We start from the raw sequence: 19,131 nt of genomic DNA, 5'->3' as shown, positions 1-19,131 counted from the left end.
GCATCAACGTTCAATTAGTACATCATGTCATTAAAAGTCTATAATTCACTAACCCGTCAGAAAGAAGTATTTACACCCATCACCGAAGGTCATGTGGGCATGTATGTCTGCGGTCCAACAGTAAGTGGCGAAAGTCATCTGGGTCATGCACGTCCCTTCATCACTTTTGATGTGGTGTATCGTTATCTGATGCACCTTGGCTACAAAGTGCGCTATGTAAGAAACATTACTGATGCTGGTCACTTTGAAGAAGAAGGTCGTGAGGCAGAAGACAAAATCAGCAAAAAAGCAGCAGTAGAAAGATTGGAGCCCATGGAGTTGGTACAGAAGTACACCAATCTCTATCATTGGGCCATGGCACAGTTCAATAACCTGCCGCCAAGCATTGAGCCAACTGCAACGGGACATATAGTAGAGCAGATTGAGATGATCAAAAAGATCATTGAAGATGGTTATGCATATGAAGCAAATGGCTCTGTGTATTTCGATGTAGAGAAATATCACCGCGATTATAGTGCCAAGGGTATGCCTTATGGTATGCTCAGTGGTCGTAATTTGGATGAACAATTAGATACCACGCGTGAACTGGACAATCAGGAGGAGAAGCGTAATAAAAGCGATTTCGCCTTATGGAAAAATGCACCGCCAGAACACATCATGCGTTGGGCTAGCCCTTGGGGCGAAGGTTTCCCCGGCTGGCATATTGAGTGCTCTGCGATGAGTACAAAATATTTGGGCGAAGAATTTGATATCCATGGTGGGGGTATGGATTTGCAGTTTCCGCACCATGAATGTGAGATTGCACAGAGTACGGTTTGCAACCACAAAACACCAGCGCGCTATTGGTTGCATAACAACATGATTACCATCAACGGTAAGAAGATGGGAAAGAGTTATAACAATGTGATCAAGCTGAGTGAGCTGTTTGCAGGCACACACCCAATATTGGAGCAGGCTTATCATCCTATGACGATTCGCTTCTTTATTCTGCAGTCGCATTACAGAAGTACGCTTGACTTTAGTAATGAGGCACTGCAGTCTGCAGAAAAAGGGATGAAGCGTTTGTGGGAAGCGTATGAGAACCTCCAGAAGTTGAGTACGGATAATGCCAATGCAGCTGATGAAGCATTGGATCAGAAAGTACAGCAATTACTCGCTGAGTTGTATGAATTCATGAATGATGACTTGAATACAGCGAAGGTCTTGGCGAATTTGTTTGAGCTGGCACCGATTATCAATAGCATTCGTCATGGACAAACAGCTGCCAATGCTGTAGCGGGAAGTACGATTGCAAAAATGCAGCAATACTTTCACCTGTTTCTGGAAGAGATTTTTGGATTAAAAGCAGAGCAGGCGGATGATGATAACAAGCTGGGTGGTGTATTGCAATTGCTGATTGATATCCGGAAAGATGCTAAGAGTAGAAAAGATTATGTGACCAGTGATAAAATCCGAAATGAATTGGCAACTTTGGGGATACAACTCAAAGACGAGAAAGACGGAAGTGTGAGTTGGAGTATCAACAATTAAAACCATCAATATGAAAAAGATCAGTGTGCTTTGCTTATTGGCGCTTGCGGTGGCCTGTAAGAATGGAGAGAAAAAAGAATCTGCTGAAGCCATGAGTCCAGCTTCAACAGATAGTGCTGCTGTTGAAACAGCAAGATTTACGCCAGCGATGGTCTACAACAAGAAAGACCCTTCTTGCGGCATGCCTGTTACTGCAGGTATCAGCGATACAGCACACTACAAAGGGAAAGTGTATGGTTTTTGTGCTGAAGGCTGCAAGCAAGACTTTTTAGCACATGCAGATGAGATGGTTGCGCAGATTGAAAAAGAAAATAAAGAGCAATAATCAATGAGGAGGCCTTCGGGCCTCTTTGTCTATACATTCAATATGAAGAAACTACTTTTCAGCTTTGCCTTACTGTTATTGCTACAGCAGCTTTCTGCTCAAAACATGCAGGCTCAACATACAGCTGCACCTAATAAGCTTTTGCCGGTTTTGTGGCATCAGCATGCAGCTGAATATCGTGCACTCTGTTATCAGGCATTCAATTTGGCGGAAATGCGTCTGGCTTCTATCAAAGTAAAAAAGCATAAACGTCCTCTTGCCATCATCACCGATATTGATGAAACTGCTTTGGATAATAGCTATAGCGAAGCACAGTCCATCAAAACAAATGCAGAATACAATCCTGCGAATTGGAAAAACTGGACCAGCAAAGCTGCCGCAACACCCTTACCCGGTGCTGTTGCTTTTTTTCAGAAAGCCAAGCAAATGGGCTTTCATGTTTTTTATATCTCCAACAGAGATACAGCTGAAGTAAGTACCACATTGAAGAACCTGCAAGCATATCAATTCCCTGATGCTACTGCTGAGCATCTCTTATTCTTGTCTAACGAATCTTCTAAGGAGGCACGCAGACAAAAAGTGGCTGAACAGTATGATATTGTAATGCTGTTGGGTGATAACCTCAATGATTTCGCTAAGGTATTCGAGAAAAAAAATATTGCGGATCGTTTTGCTGAAACCGATGCAGTGCAGGCAGAATGGGGCAAGAAGTTCATTGTATTACCCAATGCCATTTATGGCGAATGGGAAAATGCATTGATTCAATATAAGCGTGGTTTAAACAATGCACAGAAAGATTCTGCATACAAAGCACAACTGAAAGGCTATTGATATTAGTGATTGCAATCGTCTGCATGCGCATGGTCATGTACCCTGCATGCCTGATAATTGATGTAATGCGCAAGTACAATTAATACAACAGCCGGTATCAAAAACCAAAGCTGCCATTGGTGCCAGATTTGCTTTGCAAACAACAATGCGATACCTGCAACAAATAATCCAATTGGTAAAAAACTGTGGTGATGTTTTTTCCAGCCATGGTATAAAGAGTATACACCTACACCCAGTGCCAGAAAGATCATGAAATATTCAAATCGAATATTGTCAATGATGTTCATACCAAATATTGGCAAGCTGCTCATCACCAGCGGCAGTACTGCGCAGTGAATAGCACAGGCCAAAGAAGCACTAATACCTAAAGCGTCCCAATTGATCTTAAATCCCATAGTGGACCGCAAATATACAATATTTCGCAACTTTGTTGCAAAAAGATTGTAATTCACTTGAACAGGCTCACTGCCCGCCGCATTTGGGCAGTACATTTGCACCATGTCAAAGAAACTCATAGGCTATATTCTGTTTTTCGTTGTGTTGGTAATTGCTTTTTGGTATTTCCTGTTCCAGGGAACTGATATGTGGAAGGCCAAAAAGCCCGTGATCAGTTATGTAAAGCCGTTCCAGTTCATCAACCAGGACGGACTGCCTGTAACAGACCAGCAGTTGTTGGGAAAAGTGACAGTTGTAGAGTACTTCTTTACTACCTGTAAAGGTATTTGTCCGCGCATGAACAGCAACATGAAAACCGTGTATGCAGATTTCAAAGATGAGCCTGACTTTCAAATTCTGGCACATACTTGTATGCCTGAAACAGATTCAGTGCCTCGCCTGAAGCACTACGCAGATTCTATGCAGATTGATACCAAGAAATGGATCTTGGTAACTGGTAGAAAAGATAGTCTCTATAATATGGCCCGTAACAGCTATCTCTTGGATGATCCAAAGAACAGTGTAGAAAAAATTGAAGACCAGTTTATCCATACACAGTTTTTTGCGGTGGTTGATAAGAACGGACAAGTACGCGGCCAGATCTATGACGGCTTGAAACAAAAGGAGCTTGATGAGCTGAAGAACACCGTTCGTGAGTTATTGAAAGAAAAAGCAGGGAAAAGCGGATTCGTGAATGGTATTTTCAATAACAATCCCCAGTAAATTTGAGCCATGCAGGAACTGATTACCGATATACTCAAACGCAATCAGCTCAGTGTTACTGAGAGCAGAAGAAAGATATTAGAACTCTTTCATCAATCCAAGGGCGCATTGGCGCATGCAGATATTGAGAAAAGTTCTGCCGAGCATTTTGATCGTGTAACCATTTACCGCACTTTACAAACCTTTGTTGATAAGGGCATCATTCATACCATTCCCACATCGGACAATTCTGTGCGCTATGCTTTGTGTAAGGATGAATGCTCTGCGGGTCATCACCATGATAACCACGTACATTTTATCTGTGATCAGTGTGATGTAACTTATTGTCTGGATCATGTAACAGTACCCAAACTCAATATGCCGAATGGCTTTGAGGCAAAACAAACCGATGTGGTGGTGAGTGGCGTCTGCAAGAACTGCCAATCCTGATACCCTTAAAGCAACAACTACATGATACTTGTTACCGGCGCTACGGGCCTTGTTGGTTCACACCTGATTCAGACATTAACCACTGCCGGTAAACCGGTGAAAGCTTTATACAGAAAATCTATTCCGCAAATACCCGGTGCCGATCAGGTAACATGGATACAAGCAGATATCCTGGATGTGGTTGCTTTAGAAACTGCCATGCAAGGTGTTACCCATGTGTACCATTGTGCAGCAATTGTCTCATTCAGTCCCAAACAAAAAGCTGCATTACATCAAACCAATATTGAAGGCACAGCCAATGTGGTGAATGCCTGTTTAACAGCCGGCGTACAAAAACTCTTGTTTGTAAGCTCTGTTGCAGCATTGGGCCGCATCAGAGAATCTGGGATGGTGGATGAAAGCATGAACTGGAGCGAAGAAACCAGCAATAGCGAATATGGCAAGACCAAGTTTCTCGCAGAGATGGAAGTATGGCGCGGTATCGGTGAAGGCCTACAAGCAGTGATGATTAATCCGGTGATTATTCTGGGTGCAGGCGATTGGAATAAAGGGTCCTCAGAAATTTTTCATTCAGCTTATAATGAATTCCCTTGGTATACCAGTGGCATGAGTGGTTTTGTGGATGTACTGGATGTTGTAAAAGCTGCGGTATTGTTGATGGAAGCGCCTGTGTCTGGACAAAGATTCATCATCAGTGGAGAGAACAGGTACTATCGCGATATATTCACCATGATCGCCAAAGGCTTTGGCAAAAAACCACCACACAGAAAGGTTACACCTTTGCTCGCTGAAATCGTTTGGCGTTTAGAAGCTATCAAAGGTAGGATAACTGGTAAAGACCCTTTACTCACGAAGGAAACAGCGCATACAGCACAGGCGGTGGTTCGTTTTGACAATAGTAAATTGCTGAAACAGTTTCCCGATTTCCAGTACACACCCTTAGAAGAAAGTATTCAGCGCATTTGCGGCGAGTTAGCAAAAAAGCATAACTTGAACTAAACACTGCTGCTGAAATCAGTCGCAACCATACTACTATTTTTAATCATCAGTTTACCGGAACTCTGGAAGTGGGCTTCCTACACCTCCTGTATGATTGCCGCTGCAGATAATTGCGAGTGTCGTTTAACACCGTATAACGCAGGTCTTCCGGTTACTGCAGCTTTACCCGCCAAACCTGATCAACTAAAGCTTGATTGGGAATGCTGCACACAGACTTCAACATCTGAACAGTTACCCGCATTATCACTTGTGTTTTTCTTCCCCCATGTAGATCAGTCTATCTGTGCTGGTTTCCCTGAGCAGCCTATTCAACCGCCTGATGCAGTATGGATATAATCAACTGCATGTATCACCGATAGTGAATCGGTGTATTTCCTCATTCTTCAATTTTTAGTATGAAACACCTGTCTAATACAGGTAAGGCCCTATTGTGGTCTTGCCTCTGCTATATTTCTATGACCAGCACTTATGCGCAATCTGCGATGAATACTTATACTGCTGACAATGGTCAGCCGGTAATCATTGGCAAATCTCCCCGAGCCAGTTTATTACAACAACCTTTTCGGGTTTGGTATCAGTATCAATACCAGCAATACAAACCTGATAGCATCATTTTACTTGGACTTAAAGAGCAACAGCATCAGTATACCATGCAAATTTTCTTAGGCACCTGGTGTGGTGATAGTAGGCGCGAAGTGCCGCGCATGCTTAAAGTGCTTGATAGTTGTGGATGGGATTCAACCAGACTGGAATTGATTTTTGTAGATGGTCGCCCAGAACACTATAAAAAGAGTCCGCAGCACGAAGAAGCAGGAAAGAATATCCTGCGTGTGCCCACTTTTATAATCCGAAAAGGAGAAAAGGAAGTTGGAAGAATCATTGAAACACCAACCATTTCTTTAGAAGCAGATCTATGGAAGATTATCCGAGAGGGGTCTATTCCATAACTTTTTTCCAGAGAGCGGGTATGCGTTTGATCCATACCAGCTCTCTTCTTTTTTGTGCAGCATCTTCTGCGGGATAGCCAAAATAGGTTTTGCCACCCTCCAGCGAGGATGGTACACCACTTTGTGCCAAAACCACCGCATTGGCACCAATAGTTAGGGTCTTGCTCACGCCAACCTGTCCCCAAAGCGTAACACCGTCTTCAATATTGGTGGCACCGGCCACACCCACTTGTGCGGCAAACAGGCAATTTTTGCCGATATGTACGTCGTGACCGATATGTACCAGGTTATCCATGATGGTACCCTGCCCAATTTTGGTTACTGCGGTTACGCCACGATCAATGGTGCAATTAGCGCCAATTTCTACATTGTTGGCAATCTCCACATGGCCACAGCTTTTCATTCTGCGGAACCAGACATCGCGGTTTTTCTTGCTGTTGTAATAAAACGCATCACTACCAATAATCGTTCCTGCCTGAATCACTACTTGATCACCAATGATGGTATGGTCATGAATGACCACGTTGGGATGAATCACACAATGCTTACCAATCACTACATGATTACCGATAAAAACATTGGGCATGATCACTGTTCCTTCACCAATCACAGCAGATGTACTAATGGGTGTTGCTGCAGGTGTGAAAGGACGAAAATGTGTTGCGATAGTGAGATAAGATTCAAAAGGTTGATCAACAACCAGAATGGTTTTTCCTTCTGGTACAGTTACTTCTTTACTGTTGATGATGATGCAACCAGCAACACTGTGTAAACACTTATCGTAGTACTTAGGATGATCCACAAACACCACATCACCATTTTCTACGCGATTGATTTCATTCAGTCCATACACTTCCTGTGCAGGATTACCGATGAGTTCTGCACCGATCAATGCAGCAAGCCAGGAAGTGGTAACGGGTGTGGGAAATTGCATAACAGTGTTTTTTGACCGCTCAAAGGTAGGCAGACGGCTTTCTGCAGAAATTTTTTTTCCTGGCTTTTTCAAGCCAGAATCAAGGCAAGTTTATGTGTGTGTATGATGCGCGCGATACAAACATCAATCAAAGAGAAAAAAATTGCATCAGCTGAAACGCTTACTACATCAATGTTTGCAGCGATGTATTTTTTTGTATGCAATGTTGCATCATCATTTATGAAGTAATACAATGCTTCAAATCACTGTTTAGATAATGGGGTTAATTCACAAAGCGCCAAAAAATGTGAATAAAATTGTTTGAAAAATTTTTTGCTTTGGATAAAACAATATTTAATATTGTGTAGGGAAATTTATTTCCCGGTACTTACTAACCCATCCATATACAAAGTCCCGCTTCTGCGGGACTTTTGTTTTACAGCATTCGTCATGCATCGTTACTTCATTATATACAAACCTTATCTCGTCTTATCGCAATTTTCACCAGAAGGTGATCAGCGCACCTTGCGTGATATTTTGTCTGTACCGAAAGATGTGTATCCTGTTGGAAGACTCGATCATGATAGTGAAGGCTTATTGATTTTGAGTAATGATGCAGCATTGAATCAAAAATTATTGCATCCCAAACAACATCAGGAAAAAGAATATTGGATACAGGTAGATGGTGCAATTACTGATGATGCAATCATACAATTACAAAAAGGTGTGCAGATACAAGTGAATGGAAAACAACATCGCACATTACCCGCGACAGTAAAAAAATTTACAACCGATCCTGCATTACCTGATCGTCATCCACCCATTCGTTTTCGTAAATCTATTCCCGCACCATGGATCAGCATCACCATACGAGAAGGGAAGAACAGACAGGTGAGGCGCATGACTGCAGCAGTAGGTTTTCCAACACTCAGGTTGGTTCGTTATCGTATTGGCAGTCTCACCATCGAGGGCATGCAGCCCGGCGATTGCATAGAAATGGAGCAAAAAGCCTTGTACCACAGTCTGTTTGGCCAGTCCTGAGCCCTTTGCCCACTGCATAGGCGAAATCCGCTAATTTTGCCGCCTTGAAAACATCATTATGAGTCAACATCTGAGTGAACAGGAGATCATCCGCAGAGAAAAGCTGGCCAAATTGCGCGAGGCAGGCATCGAACCCTATCCCGCACCCTTGTATCCGGTGAACCAATACTCTGCTGATATCAAAGCAGGCTTTACAGAGGAAAACAAAGAAGCTTATGCCAATGTCTGCGTAGCAGGCCGTATCATGAGCATCAACGATAAGGGAAAGGTATTCTTCATCAAGATTCAGGATAGCAAGGGGATTATCCAGCTCTATGTGCGTAGAGACGATATCTGCCCAGAAGAGGATAAATCATACTGGGATAACCTAGTGAAGCATGGATTGGATCTGGGTGATATCATCGGTGTTACCGGTTTTGTGTTCATTACTAAAACAGGCGAAACATCTGTGCATGCACAGACTTTAACCCTGCTCACCAAATCACTGAAGCCACTGCCTGTGGTAAAGCGTGATGAAGAAGGTAATGTGTTTGATGCGGTAACCGATCCTGAGTTTCGTTATCGCCAGCGCTATGCTGATCTGATCATTAACCCTGAAGTAAAAGAAGTATTTGCCAAGCGCACATTACTGGTGAATACCATTCGCCAGTTCCTGAATGAGAAAGGTGCATTGGAAGTAGATACGCCTGTGTTGCAATCTATTCCCGGTGGTGCTGCTGCCCGACCATTTATTACGCACCACAATGCATTGGATGTACCTTTTTACTTGCGTATTGCCAATGAGTTGTACCTGAAGCGTTTGATCGTGGGTGGTTTTGATTGGGTATATGAGTTCAGCCGTAATTTCCGAAATGAGGGTATGGATAGAACGCATAATCCTGAGTTCACCATTTTGGAATGGTATACCGCTTACAAGGATTATTTCTGGATGATGGAAATCACCGAGCAGCTGTTGGAGCGTGTAGCGATTGCCTTACATGGCACTACCGACGTGCAGTTGGGTGATAAGATGATCAGCTATAAAGCACCATTCAAGCGTATCAGCATTTTTGATGCGATTAAGGAAAACACCGGCATCGATATTTCTGCTATGGATGAAGCCGGACTGCGTGATGTGTGCAAGCAATTACATATTGATGTGCCCGGTAATATTGGTAAGGGTAAGCTGATTGATGAAATCTTTGGCGCTACCAGCGAACACAATTATATACAGCCTACGTTCATTATTGATTATCCGGTGGAGATGAGTCCGCTGACCAAGAAGCACCGTAGTAAAGCCGGATTGGTAGAGCGTTTTGAGTTGATGGTAAACGGTAAGGAAGTAGCCAACGCGTATAGTGAGTTGAATGATCCTGTGGATCAGCGCGAGCGTTTTGAAGAGCAGGTAAAACTCATGGAGCGTGGTGATGATGAAGCCATGTTTATTGACCATGATTTTCTGCGTGCTTTGGAATATGGCATGCCACCAACATCCGGTATTGGTATTGGTATCGATCGTTTGTGTATGATGATGCTAAACCAGGTATCTATTCAGGATGTGTTGCTCTTTCCACAGATGCGTCCCGAGAAAATGGATTAATTGGAAAGCTTTAATAAATAAAAAAGGATCGCCACGGCGATCCTTTTTGCTATATGAGATACGATGATTAATCGCGATAATACAAAGCCGGCTTTCTGTTACCAAGTAATGCTTCATACTGATAGTCGCCTTTGGCTTTCTTGAGTTCTTCAGTAGCTTTTTGAATCAGCTCCTTATTGGTGAAAAGATCAATCGCTGTGAGTGCCATGGTCTTAGCAGCTACCAGCATGCCCTTGGTACCAATTTCTGTTCCGCCTGCAGCAACAGCCTGCCAGCTATGTGCGGCTGTGCCGGGTACCCATGTAGCAGCACGCAAACCAACGGTAGGTACGGCATAGCTTACATCGCCTACATCGGTACTACCACCGCCGGCATCCATATCAAGTTTTAAAGGTTTTACAGTTGCGGCAGATTCAAGAGCTGGTGCTTTGGTGCCGAAACTGGCTTGTATTTTCTGACCAAAAGCTTTTTCTGTTTCTGTATAGGTAAAACCACCTACTTTTTCCAGATTCGCCTGCATGGCTTCTGCAAGTGTTTTGTTCAATAGTAAATCATGTGTGCCACCAATGATTTCAAATTCCATCTTCGTATCTGTTCCTATTGCAGCACCTTCTGCGGCTTTGGCTACGCGATCGAAAATAGATTTAACCACATCGCGTTTAGGGTGACGCACATAATAATATACTTCTGCAAAATCAGGAATCACATTGGGTGCTTTTCCGCCGTTAGTAATCACATAGTGAATCCTGGTTTCCTGCGGAATATGCTCACGCATCATGTTCACCATATAGTTCATCGACTCAACAGCATCTAAAGCAGAGCGGCCACGCTCTGGTGCCATCGCCGCATGCGCGGAAATACCACGAAAACGAAACTTGGCTGATTTATTAGCCAGCGCACTTGTCATGGTGATGGAATTCTCTGAATCGGGATGCCAGTGTATCACCGCATCTACATCATTGAATAAGCCTTCACGCACCATATATACTTTGCCGCTACCACCTTCTTCAGCCGGTGTACCGAATACTTTGATGGTTCCGGAGAATTGCTTGCTATCAATCAAATCTTTAATGGCAATGCCTGCTGCAACAGAAGCGGTACCAAACAAGTGGTGTCCGCAAGCATGGCCTGCATCCTTACCTGCGCTGGCTTTTTCCGGAACGGCCTGCTGAGAAATACCCGGCAAAGCATCAAACTCTGCAAGAATACCAATCACCGGCTTGCCTGAACCATAAGTGGCAACAAAAGCAGTAGGAATACCTGCAACACCCGTTTCCACCTGGAAGCCTGCTGTTTTCAATGTTTCTTGATGCAAGGCTGAGCTCCTCACTTCTTTGTAGCCTACTTCTGCATAGTCCCAAATCTTGAGTGCAATGTCTTTGTAGCGGGGATAAGCGGCATCCAGCGCTGTGCTGGCAGCTGTTTTCATTTTCTCAGCCGGATTGATCTCGGCTTTCTTTTTCTGCGCATTTACTTGAACCAGAAAACCAAAGGAAGCACAGAGCAGTAGCATTTTTCTCATGGGTCTTACATTCAGGAAACGAATGTAGCCAATTGCTTTGTCTCCAATTGAAAGAAAAGGGTCAGGTATTGCCGATGTGCAGGAATAGAATTACCTCGATCCTGGCTGACCGCTGCTTAGTAAAGATAAAAAAGATGATGATATGCACATATCTAAATAGATAAAGTCAAGCTAGATATGTGGCTGAACAGAATTACTACAGTTGAAACATGGCTTCCGTCAGCCTGCATTTTGGCAATACCCATGTTACCTGCATGGCCTTCGTTGTCAAAGCAAATACCCTTTTTGTAATCCAAAGCCGATTCCACCTTCCCAATCAGTAGTTAAGTGTTTTCTTACTGTGTCAAAGAGGTGTTGAACAACGTCAACATAAATTGGGTTCTTTTTATAGGTAGCCGCATATCTATATTCTCTATCCGTATTCTTTTGTTTCCTTAAGATATAAATTTGGTCAACTTTAAACTTCTTTAAGTTGACCTGCTCTGTCAGCTTTAACCATTCGGCAACAACAATATAAATAGCGTTAGGATTTCTGTGTTTCAATTGTTCTGCGGCTGTTGAAGAGCCTTCAAGCATTGTCTTGTCAAGGTATGTTTTACATTCAATTGCAACTGCTGGAATTTGCCATGAATGTTCTTCAACTTCCTCATTCCCTTCACAGTTCATTTTGGTTTGAATATTTACGCCAATTACAAAGTCATGGTCTTTCTTTTCAACTTTTGCGTTCGGTTTTGATACCATTTCTTTGTAAGAAGCCGAATTGAAGAAGATGTCTTTAAACGTATGAGCTTTTCCCAAAACGGCCGATTTTGAGAATTCAAAAACTAAATCACGGAATAAATAGAAAATGAATTCTTCTAAAACTGATGAATGAAGATTGGAGCGGGAATCAAATTTTTCAGCATATTTTTGTTGGTCAATAAATTCTTTGTAATCGGAAAATAACTGTACTCGTTGCTGAATAATTTGTAAATCTCTATCAGATGCAGAAGAAAATGGACCTTTTAATTTAGTATTAGCTTTATGCCATTTGGTATATTCTGCGCGGATTTCCTTTAGAAATCTTTTCGCCTCCTTATCAGTGTATTTCTCAGTATGGTTTTCCTTTTGAGTTAAATTGTCTCCGTGAACAAGCATTCTTTGTCAGTTTTGATATATGATAGCTGTGAATATAAATTTTCTGCAATTGCCTTGGCTAAAAAAGGAGGAACTGCATTACCAATTTGGTTGTATTGACAAAGATATTTTTCTTCATCTCGTCCTTCCCTTTGTAATAGTTTATGACTTACAACAGTTGGCTTTCCTTTAAAAACGTACCAATCAGGAAATGTTTGAATTCTTGCACCTTCTCTTGGTGTAAAGTTTCTATTTATGTAAGGATGAACAAAATTTGCATAGAAAGATGCTGCAATTGTGTGACAAGGTTTGTCAGGAAACATTCTTCTATTATTTTGGTCATATACTTTTTCGGAAATTTCACCTTTTCCGTTTCGCTTAATTGGTTTTAAATGTTCAGGAACATCAGAAACAGAGTGTCCCCATGACATGGAAGCAAAACGTTCTACCATTCTTTTTGAATGCTTCATTGCAACATGATTATAAACTTTATTAGACTTCCCTCTAAGATATTTTTGAAAATCATTTTTAGGAGACGTAGTGTATTCCATTTCCTCTCCACCTTGACAAGCTTCAATTTGAGGAAGGTCTGAAATAGCGTCCCAAAGAGTAGGAGTTTTAATTAAATTATTTCCAAACAGGGAGTAAGAGCCGTTTTCTATTGAATGTGTCGCTTGAGGAAAAGGATTATCTAATTTTTGTTTTGAAGCTATTACAACCAATCTTTTTCGGATTTGAGGTACTCCAAAATCCGTTGCAGATAAAATAGTATGGTCAACATTGTAGCCTAAGTTTTCTAGTTCCTTTACAATAATATCAATAACAAATTCATTTGAATGAGTCTTCGCTTTTATTAGATTAGGAACATTTTCCATAATCATAACTTCTGGCTCAAAGATTTCTCCTAAACGGATAAATTCTTTGAATAGCGAGTTTCTTGGGTCTGAAGCGTCGCCAGCTTTTCTATTTGCAATTGAGAAACCTTGGCAAGGCGGGCCTCCTAAAATTATGTCAGGTTTTTCTTGAAACTTATCTAAAAGAAATTCTTTGTCAAATTGTTGAATGTTCCCGACCAAAGTAGTTGCATGAGGATGGTTATACTGAAATGTTTCAGCAGCCCATTTGTCAAATTCAATTGCACCAATAATATTGAAATTGCCTGTCAGGTCAAACCCTAAACTGAAACCGCCTGCACCAGCAAATGTGTCTAAAACTTTCATGTAGTCAAAGATAATAAAAAATAAAAGCTAAAAATATTAGCGGTGTGTCGCTTTAGGCTTGCAGGTAGCGAATTGCTTTGCGCAATTGCATCAACGTTTGATTACCCTGCCACTACCATTGATATTAACCTCTGTAACCGGACTTCCCCAATAATAAATATTGCCGCTGCCATAGATATTGGCCTTCAGCTTATCGCCTGCTGTTATGTAGGAGTAACCACTGCCATGCACATTCACTTCCGCTTCTTTGGCCCATAAAGATTGGGCATCAATATCACCACTACCATAAATATTCAGATAAGCTTTTTGATAAGCTGAGTTGGCAATTTTGATGTCTGCACTGCCGTGAATGCGTGCTTCTATTTCCTGTCCCTGCTGAAAGCCCGAGATATCGATATAACCACTGCCATGGATGCTGGCTTTTTTGATAGCGGGGATTTGAATATATGCAATCACATTACTATTGCGAATGGTATTGTACTGCTGATTGTATTTGAGTTTTAATACTCCATTCACTACTTCTGTTTCCAGAATACCCAACAAATTTTCATAGCCACGTACGCGAAGATTTTGCGTAGTGCCATAGGTAATCACTGCTTTGATATCGTAATGGGTTTCAATTGCATCAAAAGCTGCTACTGTTCTGGTTTGTTCAATCGTATTTCCACTTCCTCTGATAGCTTCTTTGTTGCACGACAAGAAAACAACTGCCATTACAGTTAATACAATACTTCTAAACATAGTTGCTTGTTTTGTGCAAACCTATGTTCAGCAATAAGTGGATGCAATCACATAACTATGTGAAACTAGACAAATAAGTCCTGATACAACTGCGCACCGGGTACAACAGAGTAATGCGACAAATCAGTAATGCCTTCCTTAGCCAAAACTTCTTCGTCAATGAATGTATTACCTGTGTAAGCCAGATTGGTCTTGGTGACAATATGGTAAACAGCATCAGCAAGAATATCTGGCGTACGGCTCATCTTTGCCAGCATTTCACCGCCTAAGAGATTACGCACAGCAGCTGTGTCAATGGTGGTTCTTGGCCAAAGTGCATTGGAGGCTACACCATCTTCTTTTAATTCTGCTGCCCAGCCCAAAGCCATCATACTCATGTTGAACTTGGTCATGGTATAAGCTACATGTGGTCCCAGCCACTTGGGTGTAATATTAATGGGGGGTGATAGTGTGATGATATGCGGGTTTTTACCACGCTTCAAGTGAGGAATACAATGCTTGGTCATGAGGAATGTACCACGTACGTTGATGCTATGCATCAGATCGAAACGTTTGGCTTCTGTATTTTCTGTATTGGTGAGTTGAATAGCAGAAGCATTGTTGATAAGCACATCAATGCTGCCAAAAGTATCCATCGCTTTGTGTACGGCTGATTGAATCTGGTCTTCAAAACGGATGTCCAGCTGAATAGCCAATGCTTTACCGCCAGCAGCTTCTACTTCTTCCGCAGCAGAATAGATGGTGCCGCCCAATCGTGGATCTTCTTCCACGCTTTTTGCTGCAATCACAATATTCGCACCTTCCTTGGCGAGGCGAAGTGCCATCGCTTTACCAATACCTCTACTGGCACCAGTTATAAACACAGTTTTGTTTTGCATGGACATACCAATCGTTTTTGTGGAGACTAAATATCTGCAAAAGCCGTTTACCAGCCTAAGAATTCACTGATTGTTTTTTCTGTTGCTGCACAGGCTTGTTCCAGTACATCATTGAGGATGACTTTATCAAACTGGTTTTTGAAGGTGAGTTCATAACTGGCTTTGTTCACCCTGGCTGCCAGACTTTCTTCCGTTTCCGTACCGCGGTTACGCAAACGCTTTTCTAATTCTTCCACGGAAGGTGGTTCAATAAAGATGATGAGGGTTTGGTCGGGAAACTGTTTTTTTACATGCAGCGCACCCTTCACATCAATATCCAGTACAGGCACTTGTCCTGCAGCCCACATGCGCTCGAGCTCTTCTTTTAAAGTGCCATAATATTTGCCTTCGTAGACCATTTCCCATTCTACAAATGCATTGTCCTGAATCTTTTGCTGAAATTCAGCCACACTCATGAAATAATAATCCTTGCCATGCACTTCAGCGCCACGTGGCTGACGTGTAGCAGCAGAGATAGAAAAAGCAAGTTTGGGGTACTTACCCAGCAGGTATCGGGTAATGGAGGTTTTGCCTGAGCCGGATGGCGCAGCAATGATGACGATCTTTTTATTGAGTGAAGCCATGCGCAAAGAACGGAAAAATCCGCTTCGCTTACACGCGTTTGATATCTGCACCCAAAGCCTGTAATCGCTGATCAATGTATTGATAGCCCCTGTCGATCTGCTCAATATTCTGAATCACACTCTTACCTTCTGCACTTAGGGCTGCTATCAGCAAGGCAACACCGGCACGAATATCCGGGCTGCTCATGGTGATGCCGCGCAATGCTTGTTTTCGGCCAAGGCCGATAACTGTGGCACGATGCGGATCGCAGAGAATAATCTGCGCGCCCATGTCGATGAGTTTATCGGTGAAGAAGAGCCGGCTCTCAAACATTTTCTGATGAATCAATACACTGCCTCTGGCTTGGGTAGCTACCACTAAGACGATACTCAGCAAGTCGGGCGTAAATCCAGGCCAGGGATGATCGTAAATGGTGAGGATTCCACCGTCAAGAAAAGTTTGTATTTCGTAAGTCTCTTGTTCAGGAATGAAAATATTGTCACCTTGAATTTGTACATCAATACCCAGCTGTCTGAATTTATCCGGAATCAAACCAAGATGGGCAACACCTGCACCTTCAATAGTGATAGCACTTTGTGTCATCGCTGCTAAACCAATAAAGCTGCCCACTTCAATCATATCAGGCAGTATGGTATGTACAGTTCCACCTAATTGCGATACACCATCAATGATTAAGAGATTACTGCCCACGCCGCTAATCTTAGCACCCATCTGATTCAGCATGGTGCAGAGCTGCTGTACATAAGGTTCGCAAGCTGCATTGTAAATGGTTGTTCTGCCTTCTGCTAAAACAGCAGCCATTACAATATTGGCGGTACCTGTTACAGATGGTTCATCCAACAAAAGATTGGCACCACGAAGTTGTGGCGCATCCAATCGAAAATAGCCATGGTCTTCATCGTAATAAAAAGCAGCACCTAGTTGTTCAAAGCCAATGATATGGGTGTCTAATCTTCGTCTACCAATTTTATCGCCACCAGGTTTGGGAATATAGGCTTTGCGAAATCGCGCCAGCATTGGACCGGCTACCATTACACTACCACGCAGTCGACCACCTTTTTTACGAAATGCATCTGAAGCCAGATAATCCACATCAACCTGATCTGCCCGAAAAGTGCAGCTATGTCTGTTGTGGCGAGTTACACGCACGCCAATATCTTCCAATAACTCAATCAGTAGATTTACATCTAATATGTCTGGAATATTGTTGATGGTAACGGGTGCATCGGTTAATAAGACAGCACTCAATACCTGCAATGCTTCATTCTTGGCACCCTGAGGTACAATGGTACCGCTGAGTTTTTTTCCGCCTCTGACTTCAAAACTGCTCATAGCAAAACAATTAGCGCCTAAAAATAAAAGAGCGCCGCGGATTGCAGCGCTCTTTTTATACACGGTTTAGTTATATCAATAGCGTTTTTTGAAACCGCCGTTGCGGTTATTGCCGCCACCGCCGCCCATTCTGTTATCGCGATTGCCACCACCACCGCCGTTGCGGTTGTTTCTGTTACCACCACCGCCACCGCGATTGTCTCTACCGCCACCGCGATTGTCTCTACCGCGACCGCCAAAGTTTTGCTGTCTGCGTGGTCCGCGACCATAATCATCTCTTTCGATCTGGTTGCGGTGTTTGATAAATGGTGTATTGCTGAATTCCAATGCACCGCCGGTGAGGCTGTTGAGTTCTGCACGGATGGTATCATCATGCACCAACTCTTTATGCCATGTGCTGTAAGCCAGCTTCATGTAATAAGCAATGGTATGTGCAAAGCCATCTTTCTTCTCCTGATCGGTTTCTTCCAATGCTTTATTGATCACGGTTTCCAAATTCTTACCCAGGTGTGAGTATTTCGGATGACGCTTAGGATAAGGCAATGGATCGGGCTTGGCCTTGTATGTTTCGCGTTGAGGTATAGGGTATGGACAGTCTACGTCCAATTTGAAATCACTCATCACAAAGAGGTGATCCCATAACATATGGCGAAAATCTTCTACGTTTTTTAAGTGGGGGTTTAGAAAACCCATAAGTTCCACTACCACCTTGGCTTGTTCGTTTCTTTTGTCCCTGTCTTCTATAGTAAGGAGAAAGTCAACCATTTTCTGAATATGACGGCCATATTCACGCATACCGAGGTGGTTCCTCGTTGTATTGTATTCCATGAAATCTACTTAGTGCAGACAAATGTAAGGATTTTGGCTTCAGTGGCGTTGAGGCCGGGGCTTTCGTTATCTTCGCGGCATGGACGCATTGATCAATCAGATAGAAGGATACAAGCAGGAAATGCAGGCTTTTGAAGCTGCAAATGCTGATGCAGTTGAGGCATTCCGTATTCGTTTTTTAGGTACCAAGGGTATTGTAAAGGCCATCATGGGCGAAATGAAAAACGTGCCCAATGAGCAGAAAAAACAATTTGGTCAGATATTGAATGAGTTCAAGGGTTTTGCTGAAACACGCTATGAAACATTGAAGTCAGCCGTAGAAAGCAGTGCAGATGCTGCTGGTTTTCAAGGTGATTGGTCATTGCCGGGCGATCCGATTGCTGTTGGTACAAGACATCCTTTGAGTATCGTGCGCAAGCAGATCATTGATATTTTCGGCAGACTGGGCTTTGCTTTGGCAGAAGGCCCTGAGATCGAAGATGATTGGCACAATTTCGGTTCCATGAATTTGCCGGAAGATCATCCTGCGCGTGATATGCAGGATACTTTTTATATCCATCAAAACCCATCCTGGCTGCTGCGCACACATACCAGTAGTGTACAGGCAAGGGTGATGGAAACCCAGAAACCACCGATTCGGGTAATATGTCCTGGTCGTGTGTATCGCAATGAAACCATCAGCGCACGCGCGCATTGCTTCTTCCATCAGGTAGAAGGTTTATATATTGATGAAAATGTAAGTTTCGCTGATTTGAAACAGACCTTGTACTTCTTCGTGAAGGAGATGTTTGGTAAGGATGTGAAAGTGCGTTTCCGCCCAAGCTATTTCCCTTTTACAGAGCCTAGTGCTGAAATGGATATTAGTTGTTTGATTTGTGAAGGCAAGGGCTGTAATGTTTGTAAGCACACTGGTTGGGTAGAAATCTTAGGTAGTGGTATGGTGCATCCAAACGTGTTAGAAAACTTCGGTATTGATAGCAATAAATACACAGGCTTCGCTTTTGGTATGGGCATGGAGCGTATTTGTCAATTAAAGTATCGAGTGAACGATCTGCGTTTGTACTCACAAAATGATGTGCGCTTCCTCAAGCAGTTTACCGGCGCGGTTTAAACAAGCA

At 42.8% G+C, this 19,131-nt stretch carries 21 protein-coding genes; 11 read left to right on the top strand and 10 right to left on the bottom strand.

Annotation, left to right across the window (positions count from 1 at the left end):
- Positions 1-21 precede the first annotated feature (21 nt).
- From J0L83_09870 to J0L83_09860, 3 genes are read left to right on the top strand one after another with little or no spacing between them, the layout of a single operon-like run.
- On the top strand, positions 22-1,530 hold the full coding sequence (locus J0L83_09870; GenBank protein MBN8664872.1) for a cysteine--tRNA ligase: 1,509 nt from the start codon (positions 22-24) through the stop codon (positions 1,528-1,530).
- A 10-nt stretch (positions 1,531-1,540) separates the two neighbouring features.
- Positions 1,541-1,855, top strand: a complete 315-nt coding sequence (locus J0L83_09865; protein ID MBN8664871.1) for a YHS domain-containing protein — start codon at positions 1,541-1,543, stop codon at positions 1,853-1,855.
- A 42-nt stretch (positions 1,856-1,897) separates the two neighbouring features.
- A complete protein-coding gene (locus J0L83_09860) occupies positions 1,898-2,686 on the top strand; it encodes a 5'-nucleotidase, lipoprotein e(P4) family (GenBank protein MBN8664870.1) in 789 nt (262 codons plus the stop codon).
- Between the two features lie 2 nt (positions 2,687-2,688).
- Here the strand turns inward: J0L83_09860 and J0L83_09855 are convergent, their stop codons facing one another.
- Positions 2,689-3,081 carry a MerC domain-containing protein gene (locus J0L83_09855; GenBank protein ID MBN8664869.1) on the bottom strand — a complete coding sequence of 131 codons (393 nt, stop codon included), beginning with the start codon at positions 3,079-3,081 and terminating at the stop codon, positions 2,689-2,691.
- 103 nt (positions 3,082-3,184) lie between these two features.
- Between J0L83_09855 and J0L83_09850 the strand changes: the two genes are divergently transcribed.
- The 5 genes from J0L83_09850 to J0L83_09830 all read left to right on the top strand — a co-directional run bounded on the left by J0L83_09850 (position 3,185) and on the right by J0L83_09830 (position 6,219).
- Entirely contained in the window at positions 3,185-3,844 is a 660-nt protein-coding gene (locus J0L83_09850; protein MBN8664868.1) for an SCO family protein, read from the top strand.
- Positions 3,845-3,853: 9 nt separating this feature from the next.
- The gene (locus tag J0L83_09845; GenBank protein ID MBN8664867.1) at positions 3,854-4,273 is read left to right on the top strand and encodes a transcriptional repressor; all 420 of its coding nucleotides are present in this window, start codon (positions 3,854-3,856) and stop codon (positions 4,271-4,273) included.
- A gap of 21 nt (positions 4,274-4,294) precedes the next feature.
- Entirely contained in the window at positions 4,295-5,272 is a 978-nt protein-coding gene (locus tag J0L83_09840; GenBank protein ID MBN8664866.1) for an NAD-dependent epimerase/dehydratase family protein, read from the top strand.
- A 90-nt stretch (positions 5,273-5,362) separates the two neighbouring features.
- A complete protein-coding gene (locus J0L83_09835; GenBank protein MBN8664865.1) occupies positions 5,363-5,608 on the top strand; it encodes a hypothetical protein in 246 nt (81 codons plus the stop codon).
- Between the two features lie 59 nt (positions 5,609-5,667).
- On the top strand, positions 5,668-6,219 hold the full coding sequence (locus tag J0L83_09830) for a hypothetical protein (protein MBN8664864.1): 552 nt from the start codon (positions 5,668-5,670) through the stop codon (positions 6,217-6,219).
- Here J0L83_09830 and J0L83_09825 read toward each other — a convergent pair.
- Complete coding sequence (locus tag J0L83_09825; protein MBN8664863.1) at positions 6,209-7,153, bottom strand: UDP-3-O-(3-hydroxymyristoyl)glucosamine N-acyltransferase; 945 nt, start codon at positions 7,151-7,153, stop codon at positions 6,209-6,211. The genes J0L83_09830 and J0L83_09825 overlap by 11 nt on opposite strands.
- A 429-nt stretch (positions 7,154-7,582) precedes the next feature.
- Here J0L83_09825 and J0L83_09820 point away from each other — a divergent pair, with 429 nt between their 5' ends.
- Positions 7,583-8,173, top strand: a complete 591-nt coding sequence (locus J0L83_09820; GenBank protein ID MBN8664862.1) for a pseudouridine synthase — start codon at positions 7,583-7,585, stop codon at positions 8,171-8,173.
- A gap of 58 nt (positions 8,174-8,231) precedes the next feature.
- The gene (lysS, locus tag J0L83_09815) at positions 8,232-9,752 is read left to right on the top strand and encodes a lysine--tRNA ligase (GenBank protein ID MBN8664861.1); all 1,521 of its coding nucleotides are present in this window, start codon (positions 8,232-8,234) and stop codon (positions 9,750-9,752) included.
- 67 nt (positions 9,753-9,819) lie between these two features.
- Here the strand turns inward: lysS and J0L83_09810 are convergent, their stop codons facing one another.
- The 8 genes from J0L83_09810 to J0L83_09775 form a co-directional block, all read right to left on the bottom strand.
- Complete coding sequence (locus J0L83_09810) at positions 9,820-11,274, bottom strand: amidohydrolase (protein ID MBN8664860.1); 1,455 nt, start codon at positions 11,272-11,274, stop codon at positions 9,820-9,822.
- A 267-nt stretch (positions 11,275-11,541) separates the two neighbouring features.
- Entirely contained in the window at positions 11,542-12,411 is an 870-nt protein-coding gene (locus tag J0L83_09805; GenBank protein MBN8664859.1) for a Bpu10I family restriction endonuclease, read from the bottom strand.
- A complete protein-coding gene (locus J0L83_09800; GenBank protein ID MBN8664858.1) occupies positions 12,387-13,610 on the bottom strand; it encodes a DNA cytosine methyltransferase in 1,224 nt (407 codons plus the stop codon). Before J0L83_09800 ends, J0L83_09805 begins: the two co-directional genes overlap by 25 nt.
- 90 nt (positions 13,611-13,700) lie before the next feature.
- Positions 13,701-14,351: a DUF2807 domain-containing protein gene (locus tag J0L83_09795; protein ID MBN8664857.1), complete on the bottom strand. Its 651-nt coding sequence runs from the start codon at positions 14,349-14,351 to the stop codon at positions 13,701-13,703.
- Positions 14,352-14,416: 65 nt separating this feature from the next.
- A complete protein-coding gene (locus J0L83_09790; protein MBN8664856.1) occupies positions 14,417-15,235 on the bottom strand; it encodes an NAD(P)-dependent oxidoreductase in 819 nt (272 codons plus the stop codon).
- A gap of 41 nt (positions 15,236-15,276) precedes the next feature.
- Complete coding sequence (gene gmk / locus J0L83_09785; protein MBN8664855.1) at positions 15,277-15,852, bottom strand: guanylate kinase; 576 nt, start codon at positions 15,850-15,852, stop codon at positions 15,277-15,279.
- A 28-nt stretch (positions 15,853-15,880) separates the two neighbouring features.
- Positions 15,881-17,185, bottom strand: coding sequence for a UDP-N-acetylglucosamine 1-carboxyvinyltransferase (murA, locus tag J0L83_09780; GenBank protein MBN8664854.1), 1,305 nt, complete (start codon positions 17,183-17,185; stop codon positions 15,881-15,883).
- A gap of 75 nt (positions 17,186-17,260) precedes the next feature.
- Complete coding sequence (locus J0L83_09775) at positions 17,261-18,013, bottom strand: DUF4290 domain-containing protein (GenBank protein MBN8664853.1); 753 nt, start codon at positions 18,011-18,013, stop codon at positions 17,261-17,263.
- A 79-nt stretch (positions 18,014-18,092) separates the two neighbouring features.
- On the opposite strand from J0L83_09775, the gene pheS reads away from it, so the two are divergent.
- Positions 18,093-19,124, top strand: a complete 1,032-nt coding sequence (gene pheS / locus J0L83_09770; GenBank protein MBN8664852.1) for a phenylalanine--tRNA ligase subunit alpha — start codon at positions 18,093-18,095, stop codon at positions 19,122-19,124.
- The last annotated feature ends 7 nt before the right edge of the window (positions 19,125-19,131 follow it).

Source organism: Chitinophagales bacterium (assembly GCA_017303835.1).
In the GTDB taxonomy this organism is placed as follows: Bacteria; Bacteroidota; Bacteroidia; order Chitinophagales; family Chitinophagaceae; genus JAFLBI01.
Note: the sequence above shows the minus strand (reverse complement) of the source record. Positions and strands in the feature narration are given on the sequence as shown.